This window comes from Mycobacterium sp. 852002-51613_SCH5001154 (genome assembly GCF_001667425.1).
Classification (GTDB): Bacteria; Actinomycetota; Actinomycetes; order Mycobacteriales; family Mycobacteriaceae; genus Mycobacterium.
In genome coordinates this window covers 1-9,897 of record NZ_LZII01000047.1, presented here as the reverse complement: position 1 = coordinate 9,897, position 9,897 = coordinate 1, and the positions used below count along the sequence as shown (strand labels likewise).

General features: G+C 68.6%; 9 protein-coding genes. 1 reads left to right on the top strand and 8 read right to left on the bottom strand.

Features of this window, described 5'->3' with window-relative positions; all coding sequences use genetic code 11:
• Nucleotides 1-131 precede the first annotated feature (131 nt).
• From A5750_RS12445 to uvrC, 5 genes are read right to left on the bottom strand one after another with little or no spacing between them, the layout of a single operon-like run.
• Nucleotides 132-1,523, bottom strand: a complete 1,392-nt coding sequence (locus A5750_RS12445) for a wax ester/triacylglycerol synthase family O-acyltransferase (RefSeq protein ID WP_066945045.1) — start codon at nt 1,521-1,523, stop codon at nt 132-134.
• Between the two features lie 53 nt (nt 1,524-1,576).
• Entirely contained in the window at nt 1,577-2,554 is a 978-nt protein-coding gene (whiA, locus tag A5750_RS12440) for a DNA-binding protein WhiA (protein ID WP_139272911.1), read from the bottom strand.
• Nucleotides 2,551-3,627 (bottom strand): uridine diphosphate-N-acetylglucosamine-binding protein YvcK, encoded by a 1,077-nt coding sequence (gene yvcK, locus A5750_RS12435; protein WP_066945072.1) that lies wholly within the window; start codon nt 3,625-3,627, stop codon nt 2,551-2,553. Before yvcK ends, whiA begins: the two co-directional genes overlap by 4 nt.
• Nucleotides 3,624-4,538, bottom strand: coding sequence for an RNase adapter RapZ (gene rapZ, locus A5750_RS12430; RefSeq protein WP_066945075.1), 915 nt, complete (start codon nt 4,536-4,538; stop codon nt 3,624-3,626). The genes yvcK and rapZ overlap by 4 nt, the downstream gene beginning before the upstream one ends.
• Nucleotides 4,535-6,490: an excinuclease ABC subunit UvrC gene (uvrC, locus tag A5750_RS12425; RefSeq protein ID WP_067263158.1), complete on the bottom strand. Its 1,956-nt coding sequence runs from the start codon at nt 6,488-6,490 to the stop codon at nt 4,535-4,537. The genes rapZ and uvrC overlap by 4 nt, the downstream gene beginning before the upstream one ends.
• Nucleotides 6,491-6,784: 294 nt before the next feature.
• On the opposite strand from uvrC, the gene A5750_RS12420 reads away from it, so the two are divergent.
• Nucleotides 6,785-7,123, top strand: coding sequence for a hemophore-related protein (locus A5750_RS12420; RefSeq protein WP_066945085.1), 339 nt, complete (start codon nt 6,785-6,787; stop codon nt 7,121-7,123).
• Between the two features lie 44 nt (nt 7,124-7,167).
• Here A5750_RS12420 and A5750_RS12415 read toward each other — a convergent pair whose 3' ends face one another.
• From A5750_RS12415 to A5750_RS12405, 3 genes are read right to left on the bottom strand one after another with little or no spacing between them, the layout of a single operon-like run.
• The gene (locus A5750_RS12415) at nt 7,168-7,578 is read right to left on the bottom strand and encodes a PH domain-containing protein (RefSeq protein WP_066945088.1); all 411 of its coding nucleotides are present in this window, start codon (nt 7,576-7,578) and stop codon (nt 7,168-7,170) included.
• 47 nt (nt 7,579-7,625) lie between these two features.
• A complete protein-coding gene (ribH, locus tag A5750_RS12410) occupies nt 7,626-8,105 on the bottom strand; it encodes a 6,7-dimethyl-8-ribityllumazine synthase (RefSeq protein WP_067263155.1) in 480 nt (159 codons plus the stop codon).
• Nucleotides 8,102-9,379 (bottom strand): bifunctional 3,4-dihydroxy-2-butanone-4-phosphate synthase/GTP cyclohydrolase II, encoded by a 1,278-nt coding sequence (locus A5750_RS12405; RefSeq protein ID WP_066945094.1) that lies wholly within the window; start codon nt 9,377-9,379, stop codon nt 8,102-8,104. The genes ribH and A5750_RS12405 overlap by 4 nt, the downstream gene beginning before the upstream one ends.
• Between the last annotated feature and the right edge of the window lie 518 nt (nt 9,380-9,897).

The window sequence follows — 9,897 nt, the reverse complement described above, 5'->3', positions numbered from 1 at the left end:
CTCGACCACGGACAACCCCGCACCAACACCTACCACCACCCCGAAAGAATCCTCCGCGACGGTGACGACGACGAACCCGATTGACGCAACGCCCAGCTTCGCCGCGCGCGGCAGCTCAGAACGCCGCTAGCTCACTCCCGCGCGGCCGCCTTCTCCAGCTCGGTGAGCGCCGGCTCGATGCGGTCGGCCATGTCGTCGATGTCGTTGGCCACCTCGGGCGTCGTCACGAAACCGAAGTCCAGATAGTCGGTGTAGGAGAAGCAGGTGATGTTCAGGGCGACGTCCATGACGGGCGGCCCAAGCGGCACCAGCGAATCCAGCCTGGCGCCGGCCATGTACAACGGGAACGGCGGACCCGGCACGTTGGAGACAACCAGGTTGATGGGGGCCAGGTTTCGCGACAGCCCGCTGGCGGTGTAGGCCCGCGCGGCCAGCCCGAGCAATCCCGGCGGCGTCGTTTCGGTCAGCCCCATGATCTGGTGCGCCGACAACGCCTTCGCCATCAGCTTGGCGTTCTGGGTGCTTTCGTGGATGGCCCGCAGCCGCTCGGCGGGATCGTCGACGTCGGTGGCCAACGAGACAGTCATCGAGCTCACCTGGTTGCCGACGTCGTCCTTGTTGTCGTCGGTGCGGGTGGAGACCGGGATCTGCGCGATGAGCGGCTTGGCCGGCAGCTCGCCGCGCTTCTGCAAGTACTCGCGGGCCGCCCCGGCCACGAGCGCCAGCACCACGTCGTTGAGCTTGACGCCGTAGGCATCTTTGACGGCCTTGGCCCGGGCCAGTTCGACGCGGCACCCGGTGATCCGCCGGTGCGGCGTCACGGGCGCATTGAACCGGGTCTTGGGCGCCTCGAAGTAGCGCGGGGGCCGGCCGCTGCTCACACCCAGCGCGGCGATCTGCTGGCGCACGGTCTGCTCCATCAGCCGGGCGATGCGGAAGGGCGTCTTGACACCGAGGTTGATGAGCGCACCCACCGCGCGCCGCTCCAGGCCCGGAATCTTCGATCCCACCAGCGATCCCACCGTTTCCTGTTGCGGCGGCCGCGGTTCCGGCGTGACATCCAAAAGAATTTCACCCAGGCCGGCACCCGAGACGCCGTCGACGATGGCGTGGTGCATCTTGGTCAGCGACGCGACCCGGCCGCCCTCGACGCCCTCAATCACCCACATCTCCCACAGCGGCCGGGCACGGTCCAGCTTGTAGGACATCAACCGGCCCACCAGCTCCTCGAGCTCGCGGCGGCCGCCGGGCGCGGGCACCGCGATGTGCCGGATATGGAAGTCGACGTCCAGGTCCTCGTCTTCGACGAACCACGGCCGGTCCAGCCCGAGCGGCGCGCCGGTGACCCGCCACCGCAGCTGCGGCAGTTCGGGCAGCCGCTCGATGATCAGTTCGCGAAGCCGCTGGAAGCTGTACTCGGGTGTTTCCTTCGGGTCGCAAATCGCCAGTGCGCCCACATGCATGTGCCAGCCCGCAGTTTCGGCCGACCAAAACGCCGCATCAACGCTTGAAAGCCGTTTCATCCCCCGACCGTAGCCCCCGCCTACTCGTTGCGAACAGCAAATGACGCGACCAGTTACGCGTCTTCCAGCAAGTCCGGTGTCACCGCCGACTCGGTGTCCGGAATGCCTTCGATCTTGGCCTTGCGGTCGGCCATCGACAGCAGCCGGCGAATGCGCCCCGCCACAGCGTCTTTCGTCATCGGGGGGTCGGCGAGGCGGCCGAGCTCCTCCAGCGAGGCCTGCCGGTGCTCGACGCGCAGCTTGCCGGCCGAGGCCAGGTGGTCGGGAACGGTGTCGCCGAGGATCTCCAGCGCGCGTTCCACCCGGGCGGCGGCCGCGACCGCGGCCCGCGCCGAGCGGCGCAGGTTGGCGTCGTCGAAGTTGGCGAGCCGATTGGCCGTCGCCCGCACCTCGCGGCGCATCCGGCGCTCCTCCCAGATCAACCGGGTGTCCTGGGCGCCCATCCGGGTCAGCAACGCGCCGATCGCCTCGCCGTCGCGCACCACCACCCGATCGGCGCCACGCACCTCGCGGGCCTTGGCGCTGACCCCGAGCCGGCGCGCCGCGCCCACCAACGCCAGCGCGGCCTCCGGGCCGGGGCAGCTGACCTCCAGAGCCGACGACCGTCCCGGCTCGGTCAGCGACCCGTGCGCGAGGAAGGCTCCGCGCCAGGCGGCTTCGGCGTCGGCGACGCTGCCGCCCACGACTTGGGCGGGCAGACCGCGCACGGGCCGGCCGCGGTTGTCGAGCAGTCCGGTCTGGCGTGCCAGCGCCTCGCCGTCGTTGGCCACCCGCAGCACGTAGCGGGTGGTCTTGCGAATCCCGCTGGCCGACAACACATGCACGACCGCGTTATAGCCGTAGAGCTCGAAGATGTCCTTGCGCAGTCGCCGCGCGACGTTGCCCAGGTCCACCTCGGCCTCCACGACCACCCGACCGCCGACGATGTGCAATCCGCCGGCGAACCTCAGCAGGGACGTGACCTCCGCGCGACGCGCACTGACCGATTTCACGACCAGGCGGCTGAGCTCGTCCTTGACTTCGGTCGTCATCGCCACGCGTCGTCACTCCTCGGTCCGCTGCCGCCCGGTCCATCTCCACCGGTCTGTGGACTTGCACCGTCGACCCGAATTTCCGCGGTGGCCGTGACCGGAGGCGCTCCCGGACCCTTGTGGGCCGCCCGGACCCCGTCCAGGGCCGCCGCGAGTTTGCCTGGATCATGTAAAGGTGTACCAGGTCGGGCCACGTCGGCGAAGTGGACCTCGGCCGAAAGCAGCGTCGCCGTGCGGCGCAGGTGCTCCCGCTCCCGCTCACTGGGCACGCGCTCGGCGTCGATGATGATGTCGTGCACGGTGAACCCCGGCGCGTGCTGGGCCAACACGTGCAGATGACGCTCCACGGAGAAGCCGGCCGTCTCCCCCGGCTCGGCCATCAGGTTGAGCACCAGCGCCCGCCGGGCGGTGGTGGCCCGCAGCGCCGCCGCCAGACCCGGCACCAGCACGTGCGGGATCACGCTGGTGAACCACGAGCCGGGACCCAGCACCACCAGGTCGGCGGCCATGATGGCGTCGACGGCCTGCCGAGTCGCCGGCGGATCGGACGGCAGCAGGCGCACCCGCCGGACCTTGCCCGGTGTGGTGGCGATCGCCACCTGGCCTCGAATCAGCCGGAATATCCGCGGATCGGTCTCCAGGCCGGACACGTCCGCCTCGATCTGCAGCGCGATCGGACACATCGGCAGCACGCGGCCCTTGACGCCGAGGATGCGGCCCAGCTCGTCGAGGGCGGCCACCGGATCGGCCAGCACCTCCGACAGCCCGGCGAGCAGCAGATTGCCGATCGGGTGCCCCGCCAACGCCCCGTTGCCGCCGAAGCGGTGCTGCAGGATGGTCGCCCAAAGGCGCCCGTGTGGGCTGTCGGATGCCAAGGCCGCCAACGCCATTCGCAGATCACCCGGTGGCACGACATCCAATTCGCTGCGCAGCCGCCCGGAGGAGCCACCGTCGTCGGCGACGGTCACCACGGCGGTGACGTGCGGAGTCAGCCGGCGGGCCGCGGACAGCGTCGCGTACAGACCGTGCCCGCCGCCCAGCGCGACGATGCCCTGATTCGTCGGCGCGTTCATTCGCGACCCAGATCCCGGTGCAACACCCGCACCGAAAGTTGAGCTTCGCCCTCATCGGCCTTGAGGACCTGCATCAGCGCCTCGGCGATCGCAACGCTGCGGTGCTTACCACCGGTGCAACCGATGGCGACCGTCATGTAGCGCTTGCCCTCCCGGCGGTAACCGTCGACGACCAGAGACAGCAAGCGATGGTAGGCGTCGAGAAACTCCGCGGCCCCGGGCTGACTCAACACGTATTCGCTGACGGCCGGGTCTTGTCCGGTGAGCGGGCGCAGCTCGTCGACCCAGTGCGGGTTCGGCAGGAACCGCACGTCCATCACCATGTCGGCGTCCATCGGCAGGCCGTACTTGAAGCCGAACGATTCGACGGTGACGCTGATCGATGTGCTGGCTTCGCCACCGAACGCGCGCTCGATGCTCTCCCGCAAGCCCCGCACCGACAGCGTCGACGTATCGATGATCAGGTCGGCCGTAGCGCGCACCGGGGCCAGCATCCGGCGCTCGGCGGCGATGCCCTCGGCCAGGGTCTGGTCGCCCTGCAGCGGATGGCTGCGGCGGTTCTGTTCGTAGCGGCGCACCAGCATGTCGTCGGATGCCTCCATGAACACCACCCGCGGGCTGATGTTGCGGGTGGCCAGCTCGTTGCGCACCTCGTCGAGGTCACCGGTGAAGCCACGCGACCGCGCGTCCATCACCACCGCCAGCCGGGTGATCCGCGACCCCGCGTCCATGCCGAAATCCACCATCCGCGTAATCAGCTGGGGCGGCAGGTTGTCGGCCACATACCAGCCCAAGTCCTCGAGCACCTTGGCCGCAGTACCCCGCCCGGCACCCGATAGCCCGGTCACCAGAACCACATCGATGCCGGCCGGGGCATCTCTGGTGTGGCCCTCCGCCAATTCACCCGTCATTCGGCTTCTCCGGGCGGGTCAGGTCGCAACGCCTCCAGGACGGCGGTGGCGGTGGCCACACCGATACCGGGAACGGCCGTGATCTGGTCGACGGTGGCCTCCTTGAGGCGGGCTATGGATCCGAAATGGGTTACCAGCGCCTTGCGGCGATGCTCCCCCAATCCTGGCACCGAATCCAGCGCCGAGGCGGTCATTCGCTTGGATCGCTTGCTGCGATGGTAGGTGATCGCGAACCGGTGCGCCTCGTCGCGAATCCGTTGCAACAGATATAGCCCTTCGCTGTTGCGCGGCATGATGACGGGATCCGGCTCGGACGGCACCCATATCTCTTCCAGCCGCTTGGCCAGGCCGATCACCGCGACGTCGGTGATGCCGAGGTCTTCGAGCACGGCGCTGGCCGCGTTGACCTGCGGGGCTCCGCCGTCGACGACGTAGAGGTTGGGCGGATAGGCGAATCGGCGTGACTTTCCCTCGGGCGAAAGCATATTCGGATCGTTTTGTTCACTCAGGTGTCGCGCGAACCGGCGCCGTGTCACCTCGGCGATCGAGGCAACGTCGTCAGAGCGCCCCTGCCCGGCGGCTTCGCGGATCCCGAAGTGGCGGTAGTCGGACTTGCGCGGCAGGCCGTCCTCGAACACCACCAACGAGCCCACCACGTCGGTGCCCTGCACGTGGCTGATGTCGACGCATTCGATGCGCAGCGGCGCATCGGCCAACCCGAGGGCTTCCTGAATGTTCTGCAGAGCAGCCGATCTGGCGTTGAAGTCGCCGGCCCTTCTCAGCTTGTGTTGCTGCAGCGCGTCTTTGGCGTTGCGCTGCACGGTTTCGGCGAGCGCCCGCTTGTCGCCGCGGCGCGGCACCCGCAGCGCGACCCGAGAACCGCGCAGGCCGGACAGCCAGCTGACCAATTCATCGGAGTTGGACGGCAGGCAGGGCACCAGCACCTCGCGCGGCACCGGGTTGGCGGCTTCGTCGGCCCCTTGGTTGTCCTGGCCGCCCAGTTCGGCCTGCTCGCCGTAGAACTGCGTCAGGAACTGCTCGACCAACTGCTCCTCACCGGAATCACCTGCCTCCGCGGACTTTTCGACGATCCAGCCGCGCTGACCGCGCACCCGGCCGCCGCGGACATGGAACACCTGGACCGCCGCTTCCAGCTCGTCGTCGGCGAAGGCGACCACGTCGGCGTCGGTGCCGTCACCGAGCACCACCGCCTGCTTTTCCATGGCGCGCTTGAGGGCGCCGAGGTCATCACGAAGGCGCGCGGCCCGCTCGAAGTCGAGTTCGTCGGAGGCCGCGTGCATGCGCTGTTCCAGCTCGCGGGCGAAGCGGTCGGTCTTGCCGGACAGGAAGTCGCAGAAGTCGTCGACGATCTGGCGGTGCTGCTCGGCGCTGACCCGCCCGATACAGGGCGCCGAGCATTTGTCGATGTAGCCGAGCAGACACGGACGGTCGATCTGCTTGTGCCGCTTGAACACACCGGCCGAACAGGTGCGCGCCGGGAACACGCGGGTGAGCAGGTCCAGCGTCTCCCGGATCGCCCACGCGTGGGAATAGGGCCCGAAGTACCGGACGCCCTTGCGCCGCGGGCCGCGGTAGACCATCAGCCGGGGGAATTCTTCGTTGAGGGTGACGGCCAGCACCGGGTAGGACTTGTCGTCGCGGTAGCGGACGTTGAAGCGCGGGTCGAACTCCTTGATCCAGTTGTATTCGAGCTGCAGCGCCTCGACTTCGGTGTTGACCACCGTCCACTCGACCTTGGCGGCGGTGGTCACCATCTGCCGGGTTCGCGGATGCAGGCTGGCGACGTCGGCGAAGTAGGACGTCAGCCTGCTCCGCAGGCTCTTGGCCTTGCCGACGTAGATGACTCTTCCGTGCGTGTCCCGGAATCGGTAGACGCCCGGCTCGACCGGGATGGACCCGGGCGGGGGGCGATACGTGGCGGGATCTGGCACCCATCCAGGCTAGTAGTCGCGAGAGGGGTGCCGGCCCGGCGGGAGCACCGCCCGGCATGCCGGATTCGGCACCCCGGGCTTCGAGCCGCCCCGCGCTTGCCGCCCGTAACGCATTCGAGCGCTTGTTCGATATACAGGTCGGCCGCCGAGGGATCCGTCATTTCCCAAAAGGGCCGTCGACCTCGGGTTACGACGAGTAACCGACCGTGTGGACGGTTTGGGCGGCTCTTGTTCTGGTTACCAAGGGGTAGCTGGACGTTACAGTGGGTGGCAATCAATGGAGGGAGTCCACAGATGTTCAAGCGCTCGTTGACCAGGCTCGCGATCGGCGTTGGCGGTCTGGCATTGGCGTCGACCGCCGCCGCCGGGGTCGCATCCGCTGCCCCCGATTACGGCCCGATGATCAACACGACCTGCAGCTACGACCAGGCGATGCGGGCGGTGCATGCGGAAAACCCGATGGCCGCCCAGTACCTCGACCAGTCGCCGCCGAACCAGCAGTTCTTGCAGCAGTACCTGGCGTCATCGCCGGATCAGCGCGTGAACCTGCTGCACGCCATCGAGCACAACCAGGGTGCACAGCAGGCTTTGCCGATCTTCCAGCAGATGATGACCGACTGTAAGAACTTCTGACGCATCCACCTGACGGGCTATCCGTGCGCGCACGGGTAGCCCGTTCAGTGGGTAGGCAGGTCGGGCCGATACCGCGCCAGTAGCGACCGCACGGAGTCCATGGCGTCGACCGCGCGCTCCTTGTCGACGGCCTGGATGGCCATCACCGGGATGTACTCGTCGTCGGGCAGGTCGATTCGCGCCCAGCGGTTCCCCACCGGGAACGAGACACCGGCGACGTCCGGCCACTCGATCAATTTGTCGCCCAGCAGGTTACGCACCGATATGCCGGCGGCCCCGACGCGCAACCGGGGCCGGGCAAACAGCAGCACCACCCCCGCGAGAACCAGGCCGAGCAGCGCCATCGCCACCTGGTCGCTGGTCTGGAATACCACCCCGGTGGATCCGACCTTGAGTAAAAAACCGATCGCGATGTGCACCGCGGCGATGGTGAAGGCCGCGCCGTAGGCGAACATCGGTGTGCGGTGGGGACGCAGTACGACGTCCCACCCCTCGCGCTCAGTCACGACCGAGCGCGCAGGTCACGCAGCGTCAGCGCCGCGGTCAGGGCCGCCCCGGCGGCCTGGGCGCCCTTGTCCTCGACCGACTCCGGAAGCCCGGCGCGATCGAGCGCCTGCTGTTCGGTGTTGGTGGTCAGCACCCCATTGGCAACGGGCGTCGACGCGTCGAGCGCCACCCGGGTCAAGCCCTGGGTCACCGCATCGCAAACATACTCGAAATGTGGTGTTCCGCCGCGTATTACGACGCCCAGGGCGATGACCGCGTCGTGGTTGCGGGCCAATTCCTGCGCCACCACCGGGATCTCGATCGCGCCGAGCACCCGGACCACCGTCGGGTTGTCGATGCCCGACTCGGCGGCCACCTTGCGGGCGCCCGCGAGCAGGGCGTCGCAGATGGTGCTGTGCCAGGTGCTCGCCACGATGCCGAGCCGCAGACCGGACGCGTCGAGCGCCGGGATTGCCGGCTCCCCGCTACCGCTCACAGAGCGCCACCGAATTCGCCTGGCAGATGAACCGATTCGTGAAAGTCGTCGAGGCCGGCCAGGTCATGGCCCATCTTGTCGCGCTTGGTCATCAGGTAACGGATGTTCTCCGCGTTGGCGCGCACCGGCAGCGGCACCCGCTCGATGATGTGCAGGCCGTAGCCGTCCAGCCCGACCCGCTTGGCCGGGTTGTTGGTCAGCAGCCGCATGGAGCGAACGCCGAGGTCGACCAGGATCTGCGCCCCGATTCCGTAATCCCTTGCGTCGGCTGGCAATCCGAGTTTGAGGTTGGCGTCGACGGTGTCCTCGCCGGCATCCTGCAGCTGGTAGGCCTGCAGTTTGTGCATCAGACCGATACCGCGGCCCTCGTGGCCGCGCATGTAGAGCACGATGCCACGGCCCTCCCGCGCGACCATCGCCATCGCGGCGTCGAGTTGGGGCCCGCAATCGCACCGGCGGGAACCGAACACGTCACCGGTCAGGCACTCGGAGTGCACCCGGACCAGCACGTCGTCGCCGTCGGCGTTGGGCCCGGCGATCTCGCCGCGCACCAGCGCCACGTGTTCGACGTCCTCGTAGATGCTGGCGTAGCCGATGGCGCGAAACTCTCCGTGCCGGGTCGGTATGCGGGCCTCGGCGATCCGCTCGATGTGCTTCTCGTGCTTGCGCCGCCACTCGATCAGATCGGCGATGGTGATCATCGCGAGGTCGTGCTCGTCGGCGAAGACCCGCAGCTCGTCGGTCTGCGCCATCGAGCCTTCGTCCTTTTGGCTGACGATTTCGCAAATCGCGCCCGCGGGTTGCAATCCCGCCATCCGGGCGAGGTCGACGGCGGCCTCGGTGTGGCCGGGGCGGCGCAGGACGCCGCCGTCCTTGGCGCGCAACGGAACCACGTGACCGGGGCGCGTGAAATCGTTGGCGATGCTCGCGGGATCTGCCAGCAGCCGCATGGTGGTGGCGCGATCGGAGGCCGAAATACCGGTGCCCACACCATTCTTCGCGTCGACGGTAACGGTGTAGGCCGTCCCGTGCTTGTCCTGGTTCACCGCGTACATGGGCAGCAGCCCGAGCCGGTCGCAGATGGCGCCGTCCAGCGGGACGCACAGGTACCCCGAGGTGTAGCGGACCATGAACGCCACCAGCTCGGGCGTCGCCTTTTCGGCGGCGAAGATCAGGTCGCCTTCATTCTCGCGATCCTCGTCGTCGATGACGACCACGGCCTTTCCGGCCGCAATGTCGGCAACCGCCCTCTCGACGGAGTCCAACCTCGTCATCGTCGCTACCTTGCTGTCTCAGGGGTCCGCGGGAAGAGCCCAAGTGTTGCATTCAGTATGAACCACCGCGGGAGGCCCGTTATTGCGATGCTGTTCACAGCGACCGCCGGCGCCCGCGAACCCGGGAGCTTGCGTATGTATACGTACGGCGCGCAAAGGTCGACAATGGGTGTCATGGCGAGTCGAACCGCCAGGATGATTGCCGCGGCCTGCGGTGGCGTCGCCACGTTGGCCCTGACGCTCGGCGGTGTCGGCGGAGTCATTGGAGCCAATGTTCCGGACACGCACATCGACGCGGACCCTTCGCCGACCGTGGATCCGGGGGCGGGGGGGCCCGGCGCCCCCAACGGGGGGCCCCGCCCCCCCCCCCCGGGGGGGGGGCGGGGGGGGGGGGGGGGCGCGGGCCGGGGGGGGGGCGGGGGGGCGCGGGGGGGGGGCCCCCCGCCCGCCCGCCTATGCCGCTAGTCGAACAGACCGGGTTGGCCCAAACCGGCCGCGCCCGCCGGTGGGCTCATGCC

Excerpts from the sequence above, each read along its gene's own strand:
- A5750_RS12445 (WP_066945045.1), bottom strand. The coding sequence starts at position 1,523 with ATGAAACGGCTTTCAAGCGTTGATGCGGCGTTTTGGTCGGCCGAAACT.
- whiA (WP_139272911.1), bottom strand. The coding sequence starts at position 2,554 with ATGACGACCGAAGTCAAGGACGAGCTCAGCCGCCTGGTCGTGAAATCG.
- yvcK (WP_066945072.1), bottom strand. The coding sequence starts at position 3,627 with ATGAACGCGCCGACGAATCAGGGCATCGTCGCGCTGGGCGGCGGGCAC.
- rapZ (WP_066945075.1), bottom strand. The coding sequence starts at position 4,538 with ATGACGGGTGAATTGGCGGAGGGCCACACCAGAGATGCCCCGGCCGGC.
- A5750_RS12420 (WP_066945085.1), top strand. The coding sequence starts at position 6,785 with ATGTTCAAGCGCTCGTTGACCAGGCTCGCGATCGGCGTTGGCGGTCTG.
- A5750_RS12415 (WP_066945088.1), bottom strand. The coding sequence starts at position 7,578 with ATGTTCGCCTACGGCGCGGCCTTCACCATCGCCGCGGTGCACATCGCG.
- A5750_RS12405 (WP_066945094.1), bottom strand. The coding sequence starts at position 9,379 with ATGACGAGGTTGGACTCCGTCGAGAGGGCGGTTGCCGACATTGCGGCC.